The following is a 21652-nucleotide window of genomic DNA, read 5'->3' on the forward strand; positions in this document are numbered from 1 at the left end:
CTTTTTTTCTATTTGTGTTAAGAATCCATATCCCTTTATTCACTAAGGATATATCTATTGGCAAAATACAATGCGAGGAGGAAATCTAAAAATGAATATTGTAGGGCAGCAAATGAAACGTGTTGATGCTTACGGAAAGGTGACCGGAGAGGCCAAATACACGGCGGATCTGGAGCCCCGGGACATTCTTCACGGAAGGGTCGTGCACTCTACCATCGCCAATGGCCGGGTTAAAAGTTTTGATCTGACCGAGGCTTACAAAGTGCCGGGAGTTGTTAAGATCGTCACCTGTTTTGATGTGCCTGACTGCCAGTTTCCCACCGCTGGCCATCCATGGAGCGTGGAGACCAAACATCAGGATATCTGTGACCGCAAGCTCTTAAATGAACGCATCAGGCTGTATGGGGATGATATTGCGGCCATTGTGGCTGAAAACGAGGTTGCCGCTTCCCAGGCGGCGCGTCTGGTCAAGGTGGAGTACGAGGAGTACGAGCCCATTGTCACCGTAGAAGCAGCCATGGCTGAGGGAGCCCCCCCGCTGCACCCTGATCTCAGAAAGGACAATGTGATCGTCCACTCCCACATGACCATGGGAGCCAGCGGCTTTACATATAAGGAAGGGCTTAAAAAGGCGGAGGAAACCTACGGACAGGAACAGATCGTTGCCATAGAGACAGAGTATGACACTCCCCGTATTTCCCACTGCCATATTGAGCTTCCTGTCTCTTGGGCTTATGTGGATACCAACGGCAAGATCACCGTTGTAGCCTCCACCCAGATCCCCCACATTGTCAGGCGTTGTACGGCGCAGGCCCTGGGCGTTCCCATCGGCAGAGTGCGCATCATCAAGCCATACATTGGCGGCGGATTTGGAAACAAGCAGGATGTGCTCTATGAACCCCTGAACGCGTTCCTCTCACTTTCCGTGGGCGGCAGGCCGGTGAGGCTGGAGATCAGCCGTGAGGAGACCATTTCCGGAACCCGCACCCGCCACGCCATCAAGGGACTGTGCAAAGCGGTCCTGACAAAAGAAGGGCGTGTTCTGGCAAGACAGCTGGACGCCTATGCCAACAACGGAGGATATGCCTCCCATGGCCATGCGATCTGCGCCAACTGCGGCAATGTGTTTAAGGACCTGTACAGAGATGAGCTGGGAGCTGAGATCGACTGTTCCACTGTATATACCTCCTCTCCCACCGCGGGAGCCATGAGAGGTTACGGGATCCCGCAGGCAGCGTGGTTTGCGGAATGTCTGGCGGATGACATGGCCTGGGCCATCGGCATGGATCCCTGTGAATTCAGGATAAAAAACTGCATGGAGGATGGGTTTGTGGATCCGGCTAACGGTATCACCTTCCACTCCTACGGTTTGAAGAAATGTATCGAGGCGGGAAGAAAGCATATCCGCTGGGATGAGAAATGGAACGCGTACAGGAATCAGACCGGTCCGGTCCGCAAGGGCGTGGGCATGGCGATCTTCTGTTATAAGACAGGCGTACACCCCATTTCCCTGGAAACGGCTTCCGCACGTATGGTATTAAACCAGGACGGTTCCATCCAGCTGTGCATGGGGGCCACGGAGATCGGCCAGGGAGCCGATACCGTGTTCACACAGATGGCATCTGAAACCACGGGCATCTCCTATGATCAGGTATACATTGTATCCACCCAGGATACGGATACCACTCCCTTTGACACCGGCGCCTACGCATCCCGCCAGACCTATGTGTCCGGCATGGCATTAAAGAAATGCGCCGAGGAGTTCAGGCACAAGATCCTTGACTATGCAGCTTACATGCTGAACCACGACATCACCGACCTGTCAAAGACCGTGTACGCGCAGATCGTAAAGGATGCCGGATGCCGGCTCAGGGAAGCGCTGGGTCTTCATAAGGACGAGGAAGTCACTGAGGATATGCTGGATATCGTAAACAGTAAGGTAGTGGTATGCGGCGGCGCGCCGGAGCTCTTTGACGTGGGCGTGGTGGCTGACACTGCATTTTATTCCCTGGAGCGTTCCGTACATATCACCGCAGAGGTCACAAACCAGTGCAAGCAGAATACATTTTCCTCGGGCTGCTGTTTTGTGGAAATAGAGGTGGATATCCCCCTGGGCCTTGTGACGGTCACGGATATCATCAATGTCCATGATTCAGGCGTTCTGATCAACCCGCAGACAGCCCGGGCACAGGTCCACGGCGGCATGAGCATGGGGCTTGGGTACGGACTTTCCGAAGAACTTCTGGTGGATGAAAAGACCGGAAAACCATTAAACAACAACCTGCTGGATTATAAGATCCCCACAGCCATGGACACACCTGACCTGAACGTGGAGTTCATCCAGCTGGAAGACCCCACCGGACCTTACGGAAATAAATCCCTGGGTGAACCCCCCGCGATCCCGGTGGCCCCCGCCATCCGGAACGCGATCTTAAATGCAACCGGTGTGCACATGGATGTAAACCCCATGACAGCCCAGAGGCTGATCGAGAAATTCAAAGAAAAAGGTCTGATATAAGGAGAAAGCTATGTTTGACATTAAATCATTTTATGAGGCAAAGAGTGTGGAAGATGCCATCAATGCCCTTGTGAAGGATCCTGATGCGGAAATCATCAGCGGGGGCACCGATGTGCTGATACGCGTAAGGGAAGGCAAGGACGCGGGACGGTCCGTGGTATCCATCCATAATATAGAGGAACTAAAGGGCGTGAAGCTGTTGGAGAACGGCGATCTGTGGATCGGGGCAGGCACTTCATTTTCCCATATCACCAATGACCCCCTGATCCAGAGATACATTCCCATGCTTGGGGAAGCCGTGGACATGGTAGGCGGTCCCCAGATCCGCAACACGGGAACTATTGGGGGAAATATCTGCAACGGAGCAACCTCTGCCGACTCTGCTTCCACCATGTGGACCCTGGAAGCGGATGTGGTGCTGGAAGGCCCTGATGGCCGGAGGATCGTGCCTGTGTGTGAGTTTTATACAGGCCCGGGCAGAACGGTCCGCGACCGGTGCGAGGTCTGTACCTGCTTTCTGATCCATCCTGAAAGCTATGTGGGATGGACCGGCCATTATATGAAATACGGAAAGCGCAAGGCCATGGAGATCGCCACCCTGGGCTGTGCGGTCAGGGTAAAGCTTTCAGAGGATAAGAAACGGATCGAGGATGTGAGGCTGGGTTACGGCGTAGCCGGCCCTACGCCCCTGCGATGCAGGAAAGCCGAGGAAGCCCTAAAGGGCTGTGAGGTCACTGACAGCGAGGCAATCCTTGAATTTGGAAGAGATGCGCTCACTGAGGTAAACCCACGTTCCTCATGGAGGGCTTCCAAGGAATTCAGGCTTCAGCTCATTGAGGAGCTGTCAAAACGCGCCCTGGTGGAAGCTATAAAAATTGCAGGAGGTAAGGTCAATGCTTAAGATTGTGCATATGAAAGTAAATGGAAAGGATGTGGAGCTGGCAGTGGATGAGCGTGAATCCCTGCTGGATACCCTGCGCCAGCGCATGGGGCTCACATCTGTAAAAAAGGGCTGCGAAGTCGGGGAATGCGGCGCCTGTACCGTGCTGGTCAACGGGGAAGCCATTGACAGCTGTATCTATATGACTCTGTGGGCAGAAGGAAAAAGCGTCATGACAGTGGAAGGATTAAAGGGGCCAAACGGGGAACTGTCTCCTATCCAGAAGGCATTTATCGAGGAAGCCGCGGTACAGTGCGGATTCTGTACGCCGGGCCTGATCATGAGCGCGGTTGAGATCGTGGGAACAGGCAAAAAATATAACAGGGAAGAATTAAAGAAATTGATTTCCGGGCATTTGTGCAGATGTACGGGATATGAAAATATCCTTAATGCAATGGAGAGAATCGTGGAAGAGGTATATCAGATCAGCCATAAAACAAATTCCTAACAAAAACAGGGGGTAACAAAATCATGAACAACAGTGCAAATTGCAGCATCAACAATATCTATAAACTGGAGGGCCGGGTGCCTCTTGGCAAGGCCATTCCCTTTGGGCTTCAGCACATATTGGCCATGTTCGTTTCCAACCTTGCGCCTATCACCATCATATGCGGAGCAGCACAGCCGGCCTTAAGCCAGGCCCAGACCGCTCTCCTGCTCCAGAACGCCATGTTCGTTGCAGGTATCGCAACCCTGGTCCAGCTTTATCCCATCTGGCGGATCGGCTCCAAGCTTCCCGTGGTCATGGGTGTCAGCTTTACCTTTGTAACTGTGTTGAGCACCATTGCAGCCAATTACGGATATCCTTCCGTTGTGGGCGCCGTACTCATAGGCGGCCTCTTTGAAGGTACACTGGGTCTTCTGGCAAAATACTGGCGCAAGATCATCACTCCTGTTGTTGCTGCTTCTGTTGTAACAGCCATTGGATTTTCTCTTTTTACCGTGGGCGCCAGGTCATTTGGCGGCGGCTATGCAGATGATTTCGGCTCTGCCGAAAACCTGATGTTAGGCACCGTCACACTGCTCACCTGTCTTTTATGGAATATTCTTGCAAAGGGGTATTTAAAGCAGCTCTCCGTCCTGGCAGGGCTGATCGTGGGATATGTGATCGCCATTTTCCTCGGAAAGGTGGACTTAAGCCTGATCATGTCCGGCGGGATCATTGCTTTCCCAACCATACTCCCCTTTATGCCTGAGTTCCATGCAGGCGCCATCATATCCGCCTGTATTATTTTCCTGGTGTCGGCAGCTGAGACCATCGGGGACACCTCGGCTCTCGTATCAGGCGGCTTAAACCGCGAGATCACAGGCAAGGAGATCTCCGGCTCCCTGGCCTGTGACGGGTACTGTTCCGCAGTATCCACCCTGTTCGGATGTCCTCCGGTCACATCCTTTTCACAGAATGTGGGCCTGATCGCCATGACAAAGGTGGTGAACCGCTTCACCATCATGACCGGTGCGGCCTGTATGATCCTGGCCGGCCTGCTTCCGCCCGTGGGCAACTTTTTTGCCTCCCTTCCTCAGGCAGTGCTGGGCGGATGTACCATCATGATGTTTGGATCCATCCTCACATCCGGTGTCCAGATGATTGCAAAATCCGGATTTTCCCAGAGGAACATCACCATTGTCTCCCTGTCACTGGCAGTGGGTATTGGGTTCACAACCGCCAGTGAGATCGGCATCTGGGACATTTTCCCGGAGCTTGTCCAGTCTGTCTTCTCAGCCAACGTGGTAGCTGTCGTGTTCGTGGTGTCCGTGTTCTTAAGCCTTGTGCTTCCCAAGGATATGGACATAAAAATGCTGGAAGAACAGTAAAAATGCCGAAAGAGCAGTAAACCGGCAGAAAACTCCTTTTACGCAGTGTTGTTCGGCCTGCATAAAAGGAGTTTTTTCATGGGGTTGGATAGGCGATCTTTAACGTATCGCCATCCAGTGATACGCCCTTGCTGCGGACAATGGGAAGTTTCTGTTGGGCGGAAAAACCAATGGTCTCCCCGTCCCGGAGGACCACATCCTCATCCAGCACATAGCAGGCCAAATTCAGCAGGAAATCCCGCAGTTCCCGGGGATCCGCCCCGGCCTCCAGAATTTCCATCTCATCTTTTCCAAAGGATTTCATACCGTAGGTATATGTGTTCCATCCTTTCTCCGTCTGGTACAGCCCGAAATAGATCCAGTTAAGGATGGGAAGCCCTCCGTCCCTGAGCATCTCCGATGCGCCCAGATAGAATTGAGGCTGGAATACAGTGCCGCTGGTATAGATGCCCAGCACATTCTTCTGCCGGCACAGGGCCGCAAGCACCTTGACAAACAGCTTTCCCCGCTCCAGTACCGGGGCGTCTTTCCCCATAATCGCAACGATCAGCTGGGCCTGGTGTGTTTTGACAATCTCCACTGCCTCCGGCCACATATAGTTGTTGGCCGCATGTATCTCCGCTTCCCTGTCCGGAACAGGGACATCCATCAGTGCTGCCATCACCCGCATATTGCTGACGTTAAAGAGCATCACATCCTCTGCGTGATCGCTGCCTCCGGCGTCATCCTCCGCCTCATCTTCCTCCGCGTTCACCTCCGCGTCCTCCTCTTCCACGCATTCAATTCCCCACATTGACTCCATGTCTGACTTGAATTGGGATCGATCCCACATGGGACCGGCCAGCAGGACAAAGCCAACAAAGGAACCTGTTTCCTCCTCCCTGTCCTGGTTCAGGCCCTCCTCCCCTTCCTGAACTTCCAGTCCCTGATCCGATGCTTGTTTCCTGACCGCATTGATCAGCCCTTCTTTTTCCCTGGCCTTGGCGCTGAATGCAGCATGTATGCTCATGTCTCCTCCTTTTTCAGGCAGATACTGCCCACATTGCGGCGGTATGTATGGAAAAATGCCTCTTTGACCGGGACATTCCCCAATACCTCCAGGGCTGCCTGAAGCACTTGATCCAGATTCCAGGCAATAAAGTCCAGATAACCCAGGGAAACGCCGGTAGCCCCTCCTGTAAACGTCACTGCATCTCCTGCCTTGGCAGATATCTTCTGCTCCATCTCATCCCGAAGGTCCAGTATCTGATCCCTGGCAATTCCATCCAGCGGATACCAGAAAAAGCCAGGAACCGCCCCATCCATATGAAAATCCTCCATGATCTCATCATCCCCCTGATAATAGGCTCTGGGAATAGGCAGGCAGGACGTGACACCTGCGAACACATCCTCCCGCAGAGACCAGTCCTCCTCCCCCGAGGGAGTCATCTCATAAGCGCTGTACCATGTGCACAGTTCATCAGCCGTCACCAGTTCCCTGTCCCTGCTTATATACTCCATCAGTCCGTCCAGGCAGAACTCCTCCCCCTGCCCCGGCTCCTCCAACAAGTCCATATATCCGATATACCGGATGGCAGGAATCTCCCCTATGGCCTGGTCCAGCAGCACGGTCATCAAACCATATGCCTGGTTCTCATTCTTTTTCAAAAGGGGAAGCAGCTTTTCACAGTATATGGAAAGACCCAGCTGCTTGTCCTTCAGTTTCTCCACCCAAACCCGGGCATCGGAAAGCCCAATGGTCCTGTCATACATCCTCAGTTCAAACCCCTTGGCAGGCTGCCGTCCAATCAGGATATTCCAATGGTCAAATACTTTCTCAGGTGCATGGTTTTTAAAATACACCAGCTTAAACAGCCGGCTCCTATCGCCATCCGGCGACAGGATCAGGTCATATTTGTCCCCATTAAAACCAATCTCAAAAAACGGCCGGTAAAACGCAGGGGCAAGCAGCTGATGACACCGTTCTGCCACAGCCTCCCCATCCTTCCTGTCATCTATCATTGCCCGCAGCCCTGCCTCCCCGTCCAGGAATGACTCCCATCCCTCCCGGGTCCTCTCACTGAAAGGCTTCATGGAATTGGGCAGGGTAAGGCTCCTGCTGCACTGTTGGATCAGCGACTGGGTATCCTCATCCCCGGGCCTGAGTTCCAGTGCTTTCTCAAAGTAGGATCTGGCCTTTAACTCCTGGTCCAGGTAATAAAGGGCATAACCCATTCTGAAATTCCAGTCATGGTCCTGCACAAATTGATCTTCCACTGATTTAAGAAGTGCTGCCGCCTTTTCAAACAGATCCCTGTCCTCCGGCGATGCAAGATTATTATAGGCACGGGCCAGCTGGCTGATCAGATCCGGCGTCTGCTGTGTCTGGGGAAGGGCCTCAATTGCATCAATGATCTGCTGGTACTGCTCCTCCTCATGCCATTTTTTAATTTTCTCCTGAAAGGCAGACGGAGCTTGGGTGCGGTCTCTTCTGATGGGGCTCATAGTCTTTATACCTCCGTATTTTCTTTGTGTGCTCCCGAAGTCTCCTGATACTCAGATTTGCGAGATGATTTTTTGTCAGTTGTGCGTAAATTTATGAGGCGTACACGATGTGTACGTTGAATCAATTTGTGTGCGGCTGGCGGGAAATCGGCCGCAAAGGTGGGTGACGGGGAGACTTCAAGAATACACCTTTCTCTCATTATACACCCGGGGCAAAGGAAAGGATAGTAAAAAACTGGGGAGAAGCAGATCGATCTGCCTCTCCCCTTGTCTATCCTTGCTGCTAACACCTTTTGATCCAATCATATCCTTCATTTATCGTGCCATACGTTGAGACGGGAGCTCCGTTACAGCGGGATCAGTCATCATCACGGTCGTTGTGATCGTCATCATCATGGTCGTCATCATAGCGGTCATCATCTTCATCATCATAACGGCCATCATTATCATCATCACGGTCCATATCCACAATTTCTCCTGTGACAGCGTTTAAATCAACCTCATATGCCACACCGTTTATCACTACTTCTATTTCATACACGCCGTCATCCAGCTCATATTCCTTGATCTTCAGATCACCTGCGGTCAGCCCCAGCTGCTCCAGCACCATCTTCTCAGCCGTCTCCCTATCTATATATCCTTTATCATTCAGCGCATGGAGCCCAACGACCTTGACATACACATCAATATCCCTGCTTTCCACCACATCCCGAACCCCTTTTTCTATTTCCTTCATAAAATTATCATTCGGATACCGGGATCCTTTTTCAGCCTTGATCACCAGACTGTTCTTAGAGGAGGCTGTCTCCCTGTCAAACCATCCCTTTTCATCCAGGCGCCTTACCAGACGCTTCACAGCATCCTTGCAATCCTCACCGAGATAGCCGTCCTGCCCGTCTAAAAAGTCTTTCCCTGCCCGGTCGATCCCTTTTATTTCCAGCACATCTCCATCTCTGTCATATGCAATGGATATATCAGGCCCTGCACTTACAAGAATACGGCCTTTTACCTCCTTCCGGTTTGTCTGCGCCTTATGCCATGTTGCTCCCATTGCCACATTTCCTGCTCCCACGGTCCCTGCCGCCAAAATGGCGGTACACATGAACACTGCTGCTTTTTTCAATCTCACCTCTAACATAGTCATCGTTCCTCCTTGTTCGGATCTTTATTTCTGTTTACATTCATAGACTACGGATACAAAATTGTAAAAACGGGGTAGCAGAAACTTTTTATAATATTTTTTAGGGAAAAATTAAATTGGCGCTGAAATTCCGCCAAAACCTCCATTTTATTCCTCTCCCGCTTTGATCCGCAGACGGCTTATACCAAAAAAGAGTCTTTGTTCCATCCGGCAACTGCCTGACGTACAATGACTCTCTTTTTGCCCGTATACGCGCTCACCCTGTTAATCCGGACAAGTCTGAAATCCTCTCTGTAAAATATCTTCCTGCAGCTGTACACGGCTGCTCTTCCTGAAAATTATTTAATCATCATCATCATTGTCTTCTTCATGGTCATTGTCCCGGCCATTGTCTCTATCGGCCCGGTCATCATCTCTATCGTCACGGTCGTCATCTCTATCGTCTTGGTCATCATCCTCATTATCACGGTCGTCATCTCTATCGTCTTGGTCATCATCCCTATCGTCACGGTCGTCATCCCTATCGTCTTGGTCATCATCCCCATTATCACGGTCGTCATCTCTATCGTCTTGGTCATCATCCCCATCGTTATAGCCGTCATCATCACGGTCATCGTCATCCAGGCCGTCATCATCATGTTTTTTATTCCGCTCCTCCTGACGGCTGCTCTCTGTTGCAACCGGCGCGGCGACCGGATGCACGGATGGCGTGGGATGGTGCGCGGTTGAGGCCGGTGCCTGGCTGGCCGGTGTTTCCGGTATGGTTTCTTCCTCCGCTGCCCCAATCTTTATCTCCACGCGCATTCGCCCTTCCAGCATATGGCTGAGACCGGAGCTGATGGCGTTTTCCCTTTTATCCTTCCACCCGGCGCTGCCCTGGGCTTTGACCGACACAGTGCCTCCGTCCTTTAGATACCCCATTTCCACAGCCCGCTCAACCAGGAGCTGTGTCATTTCCTCTGAATTCTTTCCTTTATAAGAAACCTGGTCGATCAGCCGGATCCCATCCTCATTCAGTCCCTCCAGGCCAACCACCCGGTCCGTATAGCTGACCGACATCATCACGTCCGGATTGATCCTGAGTTCCACGGTTCCATAGGTCATAAAGCAGGCTCCATAGGTTCCTCCCCCAAGAATAGCCGCGCATAGACAGGCCGCTATCATAAGAGGCGCCAGTCTGAAGCGCAGAGGAACGGTCTGGGTGCGCCGGGCGATCACATGATCCACCTTCTGCCCTGCTTCATATCCCATATTGGCAACTTTGATCATACGCCCGGCCTGGTCCAGTACAATGGCATAAGCGGGATGGCATTCCATTACAAGATATATCATGTCTGTTCCTCCTTTCCTCCGGAAATCTGGCAGAGATGTCCCCGGATCATCTCATATCCATTGGTGTACGCAAGCAGTATGGCTACCAGATAAATCCGGTGCCGCTCCAGCGTCTTTCTGGGCACCCCGGAAGCAGCCGCAAGTTCAGCCATGGGAAGACGTTTACTTTTCATCAGGCGGTCCAACAGCTGGGGCTGTCCCTTTGCCGCCTTAAGCACCTTATGGCAGGCACTGAGAGTGCGGTCCTGTTTGGGACAATTATCAGCCACATCCGATAGGGTCAGACCGTATTCCAAAAGATTCCTTCCAAATTCTTCCAGTTCCTCCTTTGTAGCCTCCCTTATGGTCCAGTCATCCATGGCATCCCCCTCATCTGCAAGCTTATCTGAAAGGGCCGGGCCATCCTCCTCCCCCAGGGGGGTATCATAGGAAATAATCCCCTTGTGGCGCTCCTCCTTCCGGTAGTAATCGATCAACCGGTTGCGGATCGCTGCGGCAGCATAGGAAAGAAAGGATCCCCTCCCCTTCTCATACCCCTGGATCGCTTCATAGAACGCAAACATAGCAATGCTCAGTTCATCATCCCTCCCGCCTGAGGGTGTGCTGTGGTTAAACTTTGCTGTCTCAGACCGTATAAAATTCATATACGCGGCGATCAGTTCATCTGCGGCCTTAGAATCCTTTTTTGCCTGCCGCACCATACGAACGATCCCATGCTCCTCCCCCATACTGCCACCTCCATTTACAGTAGTATACGCAGCCACCTTTTAACTTTCGGGGTAATCTGTAAAATATCTTATTTTGATTATATCAGATACAGCGAAGAAGCAGGCACCTTTTTTGCGGAAAGAGGGAGGAACGGTATTCCCGCGGCTATAAGAGGTCCCACTAAATTCAGATCATCCACACAAAATGCTCCCGGTGCAATGCTAATAAAATACTTCTTTTCCCGGCCGGCATTAAACCCATTGATCTTCCCGCTATACCGGCAAAATACCTGCTCATGTTCCGCCCTTGTAACCCCTGGCGTAACGTAAACAGGGGATTGGCAGACCACACACATAAAGATAACCTGCCGACCGGGAAGGACCTGGAACATATACGATCTACTGTTCCGGGCCTTAGGGGCCAGCAGGTTATTTTTTAGGTCAACTTTTTATCTTCAACGTGCCTGAAACAAAAAGATTAAGAATTTAAACCATTTTCCTCATGGGCGCGGTCCTTTTTCCACACGCGGTAAATGGAGATAAGCAGAGGAATCACCACGGCGAACAGGGCCACGTTGCCAAGCATCACATATCCCTTCTGAACAATGGCCACCAGGCCCACACTGGATATCAGCCAGCAGGTCAGCAAAAAGCCCATGGACAGAATAAAGAATTTTGCCTTGTGGCTGAACCTTTCAGTTTTCCACACAGCGGCCCAGCGGTTGGAGAAGTTGTATGTAAAGCTGGGGGCAGTGGATACCACGGCCAGTACCACAACCACCCAATAGATGGCGGTAAGCACGGCAGGCAGGTACTGCCTGCAGATCAGCAGGATGGGCGTACCCGATATGATTTCAGGCATAAAGGGAAGCACAATGGCGCCGGTCATGGCAAACAGGAGTGTAACCAGCAGGCCGATGGTGATGCCGGAGCCAATGGCATCCTTCTTGCCCCGGATCTGGTCGGAGTAGTTGCTAAGAGTGGATCCCCAGGACGAGCAGGTCATGCAATAGGAAAAGAACATGGAAAAATGGGCGGTCACAGTCGTGCCGGTCCAATCCATACCAATGTCAAAATTTCCGATGCGCTCCATCAGCACGGGCCCCCGGATGCTGATCACAGCCACCAGGATGGATACCAGTGACATAATCAGGGATACGGTCATCAGCGTGTTGAATCTGCGAAGGAACGCGGCGCCGTAGATGCTCAGTACTGCGAACAGCAGAACGCCAAAGATACTGGCGATCACGGAAGGGATGCCAAGCAGGACGTTCATCAGTTCGGAGAAAAGGGCAACGGTAGCCGCCACGGTCACTAGTCCCATCATCATGGTATAAAGGTCAAAGAATACAGTGACAATGCCTTTTAAAACCGGGTTGGCATCAGGTTTGTGCAGGCCGTAAAGGGCCAGATAATAGGCATTGTAATTGGTGATCTTATAAGCACGGACAAAGTTCAGCCCAACACCGCAGAAAAAGGACATGGCTGCAAAGAACATGAGCAGCCACACCAGGGCCCAGCCTCCGCCCAGTGTAACGATGTAGGTGGAGGCATAGACACCGGAGGCCATATTGGCGCCGCAGAAGGTACCAAACATAAGAGCGCCAAGACCAAACCAAATAGAAAATGTTTTTACGAAACCGTTTTTTTCTTTCTGTTGCATGATCATTCTCCTCACAAAATCATGATTGTTCAGTTTCTCTCTCCTTATCTTGCCGCGTACTCAATGGCCGCCTGACGTACCCATTCCAGGCGGGAATCGTCAATGTCATTGGGAACCGTGCAGTCGGCGCCCAGCATAATGCCAACCTGTCCGCATTCATCTAAGATCTTCCACGCCGCTTCCTTTACCTCCTGTTCCGTTCCCTTGTAAATGACAGTGTCCTGTGCAAAGCCTCCGAAGACAGGTTTGCCGCCAAACAGCTTTTTGCCCTCGCTGAGGGATACTCCCTCCACATACACGGCGATATTGACAGCGGCTGCCTCAAAGTCCGTAAACAGATCCAGGTGGTTGGCACGGCCGTGATAGCCGCAAATGTGCAGCAGATTGATCTTGCTCAGTTTGTTGGCGCTTTTCATTACTTCCTTTTCATAGGGCGCCACATAGGTACGGTAGAAGTCATCATTAAAGAAGTTGGACTGGTTATTGACACTCATGTAGATACCGTCCACGCCCCCCTCTCTGATCAGCATTTCATTGATGGCTGAGATTCCGTCACACAGGTTCTTCATTGCGGCGGCAACAGCGTCCGGGTCTTCGTCTATGAACTTCAGCATTCTGGACTCATCACCTTCACCGGGGATGCCTCCTATACACAGGCTGTTGCGCAGCACCACGGATGGGGAAAAACCAGTGGCGTATACAGGAGCGTCCGAGTCCTCATAGAATGCCCGCACCCGTCTGGTAAGCTCCAGGGATTTCATGGCAAAGGCTGAGTCGGAAGCAGGCGCCTGAACCTTACGTAAATCGTCTGATGTTTTTACAAAGGAGACATCTACAGGCATAATCATCAGGGTGTCATTCATAATTTTGATCACATCAGGGTCAAACTTCTCCCTGGCCAGTTTGTGCCCTATGATATTTCGCTCAAAGGCTTCCTGGTTTTCCATGCCTTTGCCCCACTCGCCAGGAGGACAGAAATGATGGAAAAACGCCACGGGGACGCGGTCTACGGGGTTGTTTTCCAAGAAGTTCATGAATCTTTCACGTTTGGTCATAAAATATCTCCTCTTTTCAATTTTATTTGACAAATATGTCAGAAATATAATATCATATAGACAAGTTTTTGTATAATATATAAAAAATCCAGCCATATGAAAAAAATCTATAATGACAGAAACATAAAGGTATCGGATATAAAAAATATGGACGACAGAACAAGGGAGGGGATATTATGAAAATAAAAGTGCTGGAATATTTCATCACTCTGGCGGAAGCAAAATCCATTAACGAGGCAGCGCAGAAATTATATATTACACAGCCCAGCCTGACAAAGGCACTGCAGCTGTTTGAGAAGGAAATCGGTGTTTCTCTCTTCTGCCGGGCCCAGTCCGGCATTACGCTCACAGAAGCAGGTAAAAAGATTCTGCCCGAGGCAAAACAGATTATGGAATATTACGATGGATGGCTGAATCTGGCGGAACAGGATTTTTTAAGAACAGTAGACGTGTATGCCCATACATCCCTCTCGGGCTTTCTCTTTCCGGACATCATTCTGCATTTTAAAGAAATATATTCAGATTTGAACATTAATTACACCACGGTCCCATGTCCGGAAGCATATCTGTCCCACGATATCCGGAAACCGGTAATCGCCCTGGCGATCTGCGAGGAAGGGGAAACGTGCAAAGCACACCAGAATATAGGTGGGAAGGGATACGAGCAGCTCCCGCTGCTGCAGGGAGAATATGGATGTCTTGTCAATAAAAACGGCCCCCTTGCCAAACGCCGGTCCATTGCGCTGGAGGAGTTAAAGACCCATTATTATTTCATTGCCCCAAATCTTCAGGAAATGGTCGAAAAGCCGGGATTTATGTCAACCGTGCTTCAAGACACCGTTAACACGATTTCCTCCCACAAGATGGTTCAGGTGGAAACCGTGTCCAATGTGATAGAACTGCTTCAGAAATACCCGGAAGGGTACGTAATCGCCTGTTATCCGGCCTGTAACCGCTATGCCGGCGTAGCCAGCGGAGATCTGATCTACATCCCCTTACAAGGCTATGAGGCAAAGGTTAACATATGTCTGTTTTACGAAAAGCAGGCGTATCATCAGTACCCGGTTCTGAGAGAATTGATTAAAACCATAACGGATGCGTCAGCCCGGTTTATGGAGGAACACAGGAGCCGGTTCTGACGCAGAACTATTGAATCCCTTTTAACAGTCTTAATCCAATGCCTCGTTCAGTTCCTGTGTTCCTGGCAGTACAAACCGCCCCTGGCAGATAATAGAAATCTCGCTGCCGTCCTCCCTCACTGCCTTTATGTCTCCCAGTTCAGAGTATGGGATGGTAATATCCGTATGGCAGCTGAAGTAAGCCTTTGACATATCCTCCCTGCGCAGAAGGGATATCTCATTATCCCTGGCAATCACTTCCTTGCCGTCCGGGTTGTACATGGGTGAATCCTCCGCAAAGCTGTAGCAGGTATCCCCCACTGCAAAATGGGGGCCCATCTTTTCAGCGATCAGAATGGGCAGCTTATCACCAATGCCGAATTTCTGCGCCATGGCATACGCCACCGTGTTGGTGCCGATGGCAAATTCTCCCAGGGGCAGCCACTCATGCCCCTGCATGATCACCTGCTTCACAAGCGCCCTGCCCTGAGCCTCCTCCCGGGCATCTTCCCCTTCCCGGGTGAAATTGCCGCAGGAATAATCCGTAACCTTCCCATCCTCAAACCGGATGCGCAGGTTTTTAAACTGGTAATCTCCCACATAGACATTGCTCACATGAAGCAGCCCTTCTGTGCCTGTGAGCAGGGGGGATGTAAATACCTCACCCAATGGGATGTTCACATCGGATACGCAGTTTTCAAAGTTGCTCTCCCTTTTCCTGTCCCCCAGAGGATGGAGCACCACCTTCATACAGGTCTCATTGTCTCCCCTGCCCGTGATCAGCACATGGACGGCCTCGTCCAGGGCATCGATGATGCACTGCTGGATCCGCTGGTATTTCCCGTAATCCAGAGTGTTAAGCTCTATGGTCTCCCGGAAGATCTCCTCAAAGTCAGGGCCGATATCCGGCTTAGGGAATGCGATGATGGTAAAACTGGTTTCGTCCCCGGGCATATACTGGTTCACGATCCGCCTGGATTCATTGGCGTAAGCCACCATCAGCTCCTCCTGATGGGCGTTAAGCTTCAGGGCTGTCTTCTTGTTCACGGGCGCAAAGCCTTCCTCCCCAAAGGTCTCCACCAAAGCAGGGCCGGCACACCAGGACGCTTCTTCCCGGAACTCCTCATAGGCTGCTTTCAGCACGGCGAGCTTGCGCTCCTTAAATGCATTGCCCATATATAAAGCGCTGTCGTAGCGGTGGTCGTAATCATACTGACGGTTGGCAGGTGTGCCGTAATAGCCCCGCTTTCCGTTGGCCCGCCGGTTCACGGATTCCACCGCTGCCCGGTAGAAAACCACCTCCAGGCCCATGGCCTTAAAACTAGCCGCCGCCCTTCGGATCATGCGCTCAAATCCCAGCTGGAATTCCACCACCACGGTCTTTTTCTTCTTCAGGTCCCTGCCCATGACCTCAAATCCCTTGCGATACCCTTCCGTATAGGTATCCGCCATCCGGTCAATGGTCTCCTGTGGAAGGGTATTCATAAAGGAAGCCAGCTTAAGGTCACTGTCCGCCACATACTCCCCGTACCTGTAAAGGTAACGCAGGTCGCTCAGATTACTTTCCATGATAATGTCAGCTGCAAAGGAAAGCCCCGGGTCCACTCCCTCCCTCACCCGCCATGTTACGGTAAGGTCCGAGTAATCGCTGACAAACCAGTACAGCGCGTCCTGGACGGCCTGTTTATCCGGAATATCCGCCCCATCCTCCCAGGCAAGGGAAAACAGGTTGTATACCTCCAGGAACAGCTCACTTAAGATCGTGATATTGGTCAGCCGCATCTCATAGGCATACACGATATCCGCCCTGATCTCCGTATAGAGAAATGACAGCAGCTGCCCTACTCCATCCCCCAGCTGCTCCACGGCATAGTCCGGGTTCGCATAGCTCTCCCCATAGGATCCGGGCAGGATATCCTGATACAAGGCCCGGTTCTCAGCCTGAAGCTGCTCCAGGCTCATACTGTCCCGGCCCCCCTGCATCCTGCCCTCCACCAGCTTCCCGATCTGGTCTATAAAAGCAGCGGTTTTCTTAAAATAACTGCCGTAAGGCAGCCTCATCTCCTCCGTTTCCATGGACCTGATTCGCTCCATGGAAAGCTGGTAGCGTTCCCTTACGGCATCATTTTCTTCCTGTAATAATATTCTGTAATCCATCTGCATCAACTCCTATCTATCTCATAAGCCCGGTAATGATGATAACTACCCATATGATCAGCAGCACCAGGCCAATACTGATACCAATCTTTGCCAGTATGTAATTACGTTCTTTTTCACGGAATGACAGCAGCCCGTACCACAGGCCCATCAGGGCCGCCATAATGCTGGCAAAACCCAACGCCCCTGTGTTCAGGCCGCCCTGTCCCGCCTGGGACACCGACAGATACATACTGGTGCCGGCCAGGGCAAGGCTCAAGACAGCAAGCACCAGACAGTAATAGCTGTTCCTTGCAAAGGGGTTTCTCACATAAGATACCTTATCCCCAACATACTTCACTTTGTCAACCTCCTGTGTCTTATCTTAACACGTGTATACTGCACAAAACGGTATATCACATAACCAAGAGCAGCTCCCAGGGTATTGAGCTGCATATCGTCCACATCAAAGCTTCCCACACGGAAGATGAGCTGCAGGGTTTCCAGCATCAGGCTGAAACCAAATCCCAGCATGACTGTGTTGTACCATTTCTTGCTCCTCCTGCTGATAATGGGCAGGAAAAAGCCAAAGGGTAAGAATGCCGCCACATTTCCAACCATATTAATAAGGAAAAGCAAAGGACCAATGGTATTATAATACCTGAAATACCTGGATATCTCTTTAAAGGGCACCAGATTGTACTGGTAGCCCCTGTTGGTATCCGTCCGGCCAAAGCTCTCCGAAAAAAACATAAAATAGGCCAGCAGGCACAGGTACAATATGAACAGCACCCATCCCAGCTTCTGGCGCTTTGTTGTATTTCTGATCATTGGCAGCCCCGCTTACTAGAATTCAATCTCTGATTTACGTTTCAGAAGCAGCGCGCCGTTTATAATGGAAATAATTCCCACGGTCAGTCCGGTCACTGCTATGATGACTCCGATCGCAATGCATCCGGCTCCCGTATTGCGCATTGTCTTATAAACTCTCTCCATATTCATCGCCTTTCCAACATGTTGATTGCCAGTTATTCTGCCTGTGCACCATATTGCTGATAATAAGCATCAATGGCTGCCTTTATCTGATCGTTGATGACTATGCTTCCCTCACACTCTCTGTTGTAAAGGTGTTCTACCACATCCTTCATGGATACGATGGCTGCTGTGGGGAATCCGTATAGATCCTTGATCTCAGCCAGGGCGCTCTTTGTTCCCTTGCCCCGCTCACAGCGGTCCAGGGACACGATCAGTCCCTTGATCTCAACATCCCCCTGTGCTTTCAGGATAGGGAAGGTCTCCTCAATGGATTTTCCAGAAGTGGTCACATCCTCGATGATCATCACCCGGTCCCCGTCTTTTACCGGACTTCCAAGAAGGATCCCCGTATCCCCATGGTCCTTCACTTCCTTGCGGTTGGAGCAGTAGCGGATATCCTTTCCATACAGATCGCTGATGGCCATGGTGGTTGCAACACTTAAGGGGATTCCTTTGTAGGCCGGCCCGAAGAGCACGTCAAAATCCAGTCCGAAATTGTCATGGATGGCCTTTGCATAGTACTCACCCAGCTTCTTTAACTGGGTACCTGTAACATAACTTCCCGCGTTCATAAAAAACGGAGACTTGCGTCCGCTCTTCAGTGTGAAATCACCAAACTTAAGTACTTTGCTTTCCACCATAAATTCAATAAATTCCTGCTTATAGCTCTCCATACTTAAAAAATCTCCTTTGTTTTCAATGTGTTTTGAATATCTTCTTGTAAAAAATCGCTTTTACTACACAGTTACTACACAGTTTGCTCTAATACTACACAGTTCGATCTAGTATTCCATTCAAGAGCACTTTTATTACTTTCGTCATCTATTTCCATTTTATCCATTTCTGAAAATAATATATCCTCCGTGACATGGCAATAATAATCCATAGTCATTTGTAATTTACCATGTCCCAATATTTTTTGCAGCGCTTTTGGTGAAACTCCACGCTCTATCGCTCTTGTAGCAAAAGTATGTCGAAATGTGTGTGGTGTCAAGTTTTGAAATTCTCCATACTCCTCATTAATATGGAATACAATTAAACGTATGCATTCTCGTATAATAAATTCTTGTGTGGGTTTATTTTTTTTAGTTACAAATACAAGATTAGCATACTCACTATCTGCCTTGTATTTCTCGCTTATTTTTTCTTTTAGTGCTAATTGCATCCTTAATGCCATTGTAGCACGGGCGGTTAATGGTATTTTTCTTATTCCATTACTAGTTTTCGTATCATGCATTTCAAATATATATTTACCATTTTTTCTAAAATAGCATAATGTATGTCTGACATTTACATACCGGTTGAAAAAATCAATATCTTCTATTTGTAACCCACATAATTCCCCTACTCTCATTCCGGTTTCTAACGCTAATACAAACAGATTATAATAAAACGATTTATGAGCATACTGTAAGAATATATCAACCTCATCTTTTGTTAAGACTCTTTTCGTCTTTGCCTTCTCCTTGGTTATCGTAGTGTTAATCTGCAAGGCAATGTTTTTAGTGACTAATTCAGTATCAATCGCCTTATTTAACATATCAACCAATATTTTCTTTGAGCTCTTTCTTGCATTATCACTGCATAATTTGTTTATCGCCTCTTGAAGTATAATAAGATTGAGAGATGTCAATTTTCTCCAACCTAAATCATCCTTAATCCGTCTGTAATTTACCGAATAGGTTTCTTTTGTAGATTCTCGGCAATTCTGTTTGCAGACTTTTAACCATACATCAAACCACTCATCTAATGTTACATCTTTTTTTACAACATTGATTTTTTTATCATCTTCATATTGCTCATCTCTTAGTTTTTGCCTTATCTTGCTAAGAGTAGGAGCATATATTGTTTGGGTCTTACCAAAGCGGTTAACAAATCTACCTTGGTATAAACCATCTTTTCTTTGGGAAATACCCTTTCCCAGTTCTTTCCCGTTTAGAGATCTGCCCATACACCCTCCTTTTCAAAATGTAGTAACGAGAAAGAATATTATATTAAATATCCTTCTTAGTTTAGCATAAGTACCAGGCATTTTCAATTTAAAATGTCTCATTTAACAATTTGGTTCGCTAATAAATTATACAACTTGATTTTCCAGCCATTTATCTAGTTTTACTTTATGAGCATACAAGCGATTTCCAATTCTTATAGAAATGCCATTATTGGGGTTGTGAAGTATTTCTCTAGCTTTTGTCTTCCCTATGTGAAGATATTTGCACATTTCTTCCACAGTAAGTAATATTGCTTCTATAATATCACCTCCTATTATCAATGCTGACTAGTTTTGTTCTAGCCAGTGTTTTCACTATACAATCATTTATTCTTTCACGACATATACATCCGCCCAGTATACCCCCAGCTCCAAAGCCTCCTCGTGTGTCTCTACAGCCATATCAATCTTGTGACCTTTGATCATCCCCCCAGTATCTTCTGCCTGATACTCGGCTCCATCGATAACAACCGTACTACCAAGAGGTATAACATTGGGATCAACACTGATTAAACCAGGATGCACAGGCATCCCTGTCCTTGTAAGACCTTTTCCATCACCACATATATGTTTATACGGTTCACAGCAGTAATGAGAAACTTTAAACTGTCCAAGATATTCAAGGGAAGTCTCGGTATCAGAAAGATACTCGGGTTCAATGGATGTACTATCTATTTCGGAAGGATCATCTTGTCCTCCAATCTCTTCAATTGCATTGTCTAGATCGTTTTTTACAGCTTCATCTAATAGTTCCAAAAATTCTTCTATAATTAATTGCGGCGCATCTGGCTTAGCATAAACATTAGATGGCATAGCGAACAATATAATACAGGTGATAACTCCAACTTTTATTTTTTTATGCTTCATGTTTATTTTCCTCCGTGATAATCGCATCCTTTTTTCTTTTAGGATGATTTCTTAGTCTTGATGGTATTTGTATTACCGTAATAAGAACTTTCCCCCTAAACAGATATGCTTTATCCCCATATAGCCTAATATTATTAGCTGTTTTATTTTGCATATAAAGGCTTGTTATCCACCTATTCAATGTTCCAACCGTTTCTTTATGCGAGATTCCCTCCTCAAAAGCACGATCCGCCATCTTTTGCAACGATGATTTATTTAGGCCGCATCGCTCCTTCAGCCTGCTTCTTGCATGTTCTGTTAAAATTGATGGTATAAAAACACCTTCCTTCATATCTGTTTTTGCTTTTTTATACTTTAGATCGCCACAGGGATCTTGAACTCAAAGGTGTGATACTGATAATCCGCCAGACGGAAGCTGGAGGTGGTAAACTGGTAAAAATCAGTGATGGATGTATCCATTGCCAGAGTGGGGCCGGGATAGAGTTCTCTTTTTAACAGTTCCTCCACCATGGGAATATGCCGGTCATAGATATGGGCATCCGCGATCACATGGACCAGCTCTCCGGCCTTAAGACCGCTTACCTGGGCAAACATGTGGAGCAGCACGGCGTACTGGCACACATTCCAGCTGTTGGCCGTAAGCATGTCCTGGGAACGCTGGTTCAGTATTCCGTTCAGCGTGTGGCCGGACACATTAAATGTCATGCTGTAGGCACATGGGTAGAGGTTCATCTCGTGCAGGTCGTGGTGGTTGTAGATATTGGACATGATCCGCCTGCTTAAGGGTTGTGCTTTAAGTCATAAAGGATGCGGTCCACCTGGTCGAAGTCCCCCTCCTTATAGCGATGCTT

General features: G+C 49.2%; 21 protein-coding genes and 1 pseudogene. 5 read left to right on the forward strand and 17 right to left on the reverse strand.

What is annotated here, in order from left to right; translation table 11 throughout:
* The first annotated feature begins 91 nt into the window (after positions 1–91).
* From xdhA to HMPREF9469_RS04180, 4 genes are read left to right on the forward strand one after another with little or no spacing between them, the layout of a single operon-like run.
* Positions 92–2518, forward strand: a complete 2427-nt coding sequence (xdhA, locus tag HMPREF9469_RS04165) for a xanthine dehydrogenase subunit XdhA (protein ID WP_007859453.1) — start codon at positions 92–94, stop codon at positions 2516–2518.
* A 10-nt stretch (positions 2519–2528) separates the two neighbouring features.
* A complete protein-coding gene (xdhB, locus tag HMPREF9469_RS04170) occupies positions 2529–3419 on the forward strand; it encodes a xanthine dehydrogenase subunit XdhB (RefSeq protein ID WP_007859454.1) in 891 nt (296 codons plus the stop codon).
* A complete protein-coding gene (xdhC, locus tag HMPREF9469_RS04175; protein ID WP_007859455.1) occupies positions 3412–3906 on the forward strand; it encodes a xanthine dehydrogenase subunit XdhC in 495 nt (164 codons plus the stop codon). Before xdhB ends, xdhC begins: the two co-directional genes overlap by 8 nt.
* 23 nt (positions 3907–3929) lie before the next feature.
* Positions 3930–5273: a uracil-xanthine permease family protein gene (locus tag HMPREF9469_RS04180; RefSeq protein WP_007859456.1), complete on the forward strand. Its 1344-nt coding sequence runs from the start codon at positions 3930–3932 to the stop codon at positions 5271–5273.
* 76 nt (positions 5274–5349) lie between these two features.
* Here HMPREF9469_RS04180 and HMPREF9469_RS04185 read toward each other — a convergent pair whose 3' ends face one another.
* The 7 genes from HMPREF9469_RS04185 to HMPREF9469_RS04220 all read right to left on the reverse strand — a co-directional run bounded on the left by HMPREF9469_RS04185 (position 5350) and on the right by HMPREF9469_RS04220 (position 13655).
* Positions 5350–6282 carry a DUF4261 domain-containing protein gene (locus HMPREF9469_RS04185; protein ID WP_007859457.1) on the reverse strand — a complete coding sequence of 311 codons (933 nt, stop codon included), beginning with the start codon at positions 6280–6282 and terminating at the stop codon, positions 5350–5352.
* Positions 6279–7757, reverse strand: a complete 1479-nt coding sequence (locus HMPREF9469_RS04190) for a hypothetical protein (RefSeq protein WP_007859458.1) — start codon at positions 7755–7757, stop codon at positions 6279–6281. Before HMPREF9469_RS04190 ends, HMPREF9469_RS04185 begins: the two co-directional genes overlap by 4 nt.
* Before the next feature lie 358 nt (positions 7758–8115).
* Positions 8116–8895, reverse strand: coding sequence for a PepSY domain-containing protein (locus tag HMPREF9469_RS04195; protein WP_007859459.1), 780 nt, complete (start codon positions 8893–8895; stop codon positions 8116–8118).
* Between the two features lie 345 nt (positions 8896–9240).
* Positions 9241–10230 carry an anti-sigma-I factor RsgI family protein gene (locus HMPREF9469_RS04200; protein ID WP_007859461.1) on the reverse strand — a complete coding sequence of 330 codons (990 nt, stop codon included), beginning with the start codon at positions 10228–10230 and terminating at the stop codon, positions 9241–9243.
* Positions 10227–10958, reverse strand: a complete 732-nt coding sequence (locus HMPREF9469_RS04205; RefSeq protein WP_007859462.1) for a sigma-70 family RNA polymerase sigma factor — start codon at positions 10956–10958, stop codon at positions 10227–10229. The genes HMPREF9469_RS04200 and HMPREF9469_RS04205 overlap by 4 nt, the downstream gene beginning before the upstream one ends.
* Positions 10959–11415: 457 nt before the next feature.
* A complete protein-coding gene (locus tag HMPREF9469_RS04215; RefSeq protein ID WP_007859464.1) occupies positions 11416–12600 on the reverse strand; it encodes a hypothetical protein in 1185 nt (394 codons plus the stop codon).
* Positions 12601–12644: 44 nt separating this feature from the next.
* Positions 12645–13655, reverse strand: a complete 1011-nt coding sequence (locus HMPREF9469_RS04220; protein ID WP_007859465.1) for a uroporphyrinogen decarboxylase family protein — start codon at positions 13653–13655, stop codon at positions 12645–12647.
* A 176-nt stretch (positions 13656–13831) separates the two neighbouring features.
* On the opposite strand from HMPREF9469_RS04220, the gene HMPREF9469_RS04225 reads away from it, so the two are divergent.
* Positions 13832–14794 carry a LysR family transcriptional regulator gene (locus tag HMPREF9469_RS04225; protein ID WP_007859467.1) on the forward strand — a complete coding sequence of 321 codons (963 nt, stop codon included), beginning with the start codon at positions 13832–13834 and terminating at the stop codon, positions 14792–14794.
* A gap of 30 nt (positions 14795–14824) precedes the next feature.
* On the opposite strand, the gene HMPREF9469_RS04230 is transcribed toward HMPREF9469_RS04225, so the two are convergent.
* The 10 genes and pseudogenes from HMPREF9469_RS04230 to thyA form a co-directional block, all read right to left on the reverse strand.
* The gene (locus HMPREF9469_RS04230; protein ID WP_007859469.1) at positions 14825–16930 is read right to left on the reverse strand and encodes an aminopeptidase; all 2106 of its coding nucleotides are present in this window, start codon (positions 16928–16930) and stop codon (positions 14825–14827) included.
* Between the two features lie 16 nt (positions 16931–16946).
* Positions 16947–17270 carry a DUF6142 family protein gene (locus HMPREF9469_RS04235; protein ID WP_007859471.1) on the reverse strand — a complete coding sequence of 108 codons (324 nt, stop codon included), beginning with the start codon at positions 17268–17270 and terminating at the stop codon, positions 16947–16949.
* A complete protein-coding gene (locus tag HMPREF9469_RS04240) occupies positions 17267–17740 on the reverse strand; it encodes a VanZ family protein (protein WP_007859473.1) in 474 nt (157 codons plus the stop codon). The genes HMPREF9469_RS04235 and HMPREF9469_RS04240 overlap by 4 nt, the downstream gene beginning before the upstream one ends.
* Positions 17741–17755: 15 nt before the next feature.
* Positions 17756–17905 (reverse strand): hypothetical protein, encoded by a 150-nt coding sequence (locus HMPREF9469_RS32325; protein ID WP_040415522.1) that lies wholly within the window; start codon positions 17903–17905, stop codon positions 17756–17758.
* A 32-nt stretch (positions 17906–17937) separates the two neighbouring features.
* Positions 17938–18618 carry an orotate phosphoribosyltransferase gene (gene pyrE, locus HMPREF9469_RS04250; protein ID WP_007859479.1) on the reverse strand — a complete coding sequence of 227 codons (681 nt, stop codon included), beginning with the start codon at positions 18616–18618 and terminating at the stop codon, positions 17938–17940.
* A gap of 74 nt (positions 18619–18692) precedes the next feature.
* On the reverse strand, positions 18693–19895 hold the full coding sequence (locus HMPREF9469_RS04255) for a tyrosine-type recombinase/integrase (RefSeq protein ID WP_007859481.1): 1203 nt from the start codon (positions 19893–19895) through the stop codon (positions 18693–18695).
* 126 nt (positions 19896–20021) lie between these two features.
* On the reverse strand, positions 20022–20174 hold the full coding sequence (locus tag HMPREF9469_RS33705) for a helix-turn-helix domain-containing protein (RefSeq protein ID WP_227884027.1): 153 nt from the start codon (positions 20172–20174) through the stop codon (positions 20022–20024).
* Positions 20175–20261: 87 nt separating this feature from the next.
* Complete coding sequence (locus HMPREF9469_RS32770) at positions 20262–20801, reverse strand: 3D domain-containing protein (RefSeq protein ID WP_007859483.1); 540 nt, start codon at positions 20799–20801, stop codon at positions 20262–20264.
* Positions 20791–21132: a hypothetical protein gene (locus HMPREF9469_RS04265; RefSeq protein ID WP_227884023.1), complete on the reverse strand. Its 342-nt coding sequence runs from the start codon at positions 21130–21132 to the stop codon at positions 20791–20793. The genes HMPREF9469_RS32770 and HMPREF9469_RS04265 overlap by 11 nt, the downstream gene beginning before the upstream one ends.
* Positions 21133–21155: 23 nt before the next feature.
* Positions 21156–21652, reverse strand: a pseudogene (thyA, locus tag HMPREF9469_RS04270) (thymidylate synthase); the annotation flags it as partial.

It is taken from the genome of [Clostridium] citroniae WAL-17108, from assembly GCF_000233455.1.
GTDB classification, from domain to species: domain Bacteria; phylum Bacillota; class Clostridia; order Lachnospirales; family Lachnospiraceae; genus Enterocloster; species Enterocloster citroniae.

Coding starts and splice junctions, on each gene's coding strand:
- xdhA (WP_007859453.1), top strand. CDS start 92: ATGAATATTGTAGGGCAGCAAATGAAACGTGTTGATGCTTACGGAAAG.
- xdhB (WP_007859454.1), top strand. CDS start 2,529: ATGTTTGACATTAAATCATTTTATGAGGCAAAGAGTGTGGAAGATGCC.
- xdhC (WP_007859455.1), top strand. CDS start 3,412: ATGCTTAAGATTGTGCATATGAAAGTAAATGGAAAGGATGTGGAGCTG.
- HMPREF9469_RS04180 (WP_007859456.1), top strand. CDS start 3,930: ATGAACAACAGTGCAAATTGCAGCATCAACAATATCTATAAACTGGAG.
- HMPREF9469_RS04185 (WP_007859457.1), bottom strand. CDS start 6,282: ATGAGCATACATGCTGCATTCAGCGCCAAGGCCAGGGAAAAAGAAGGG.
- HMPREF9469_RS04190 (WP_007859458.1), bottom strand. CDS start 7,757: ATGAGCCCCATCAGAAGAGACCGCACCCAAGCTCCGTCTGCCTTTCAG.
- HMPREF9469_RS04195 (WP_007859459.1), bottom strand. CDS start 8,895: ATGTTAGAGGTGAGATTGAAAAAAGCAGCAGTGTTCATGTGTACCGCC.
- HMPREF9469_RS04200 (WP_007859461.1), bottom strand. CDS start 10,230: ATGATATATCTTGTAATGGAATGCCATCCCGCTTATGCCATTGTACTG.
- HMPREF9469_RS04205 (WP_007859462.1), bottom strand. CDS start 10,958: ATGGGGGAGGAGCATGGGATCGTTCGTATGGTGCGGCAGGCAAAAAAG.
- HMPREF9469_RS04215 (WP_007859464.1), bottom strand. CDS start 12,600: ATGCAACAGAAAGAAAAAAACGGTTTCGTAAAAACATTTTCTATTTGG.
- HMPREF9469_RS04220 (WP_007859465.1), bottom strand. CDS start 13,655: ATGACCAAACGTGAAAGATTCATGAACTTCTTGGAAAACAACCCCGTA.
- HMPREF9469_RS04225 (WP_007859467.1), top strand. CDS start 13,832: ATGAAAATAAAAGTGCTGGAATATTTCATCACTCTGGCGGAAGCAAAA.
- HMPREF9469_RS04230 (WP_007859469.1), bottom strand. CDS start 16,930: ATGGATTACAGAATATTATTACAGGAAGAAAATGATGCCGTAAGGGAA.
- HMPREF9469_RS04240 (WP_007859473.1), bottom strand. CDS start 17,740: ATGATCAGAAATACAACAAAGCGCCAGAAGCTGGGATGGGTGCTGTTC.
- HMPREF9469_RS32325 (WP_040415522.1), bottom strand. CDS start 17,905: ATGGAGAGAGTTTATAAGACAATGCGCAATACGGGAGCCGGATGCATT.
- pyrE (WP_007859479.1), bottom strand. CDS start 18,618: ATGGAGAGCTATAAGCAGGAATTTATTGAATTTATGGTGGAAAGCAAA.
- HMPREF9469_RS04255 (WP_007859481.1), bottom strand. CDS start 19,895: ATGGGCAGATCTCTAAACGGGAAAGAACTGGGAAAGGGTATTTCCCAA.
- HMPREF9469_RS32770 (WP_007859483.1), bottom strand. CDS start 20,801: ATGAAGCATAAAAAAATAAAAGTTGGAGTTATCACCTGTATTATATTG.
- HMPREF9469_RS04265 (WP_227884023.1), bottom strand. CDS start 21,132: ATGAAGGAAGGTGTTTTTATACCATCAATTTTAACAGAACATGCAAGA.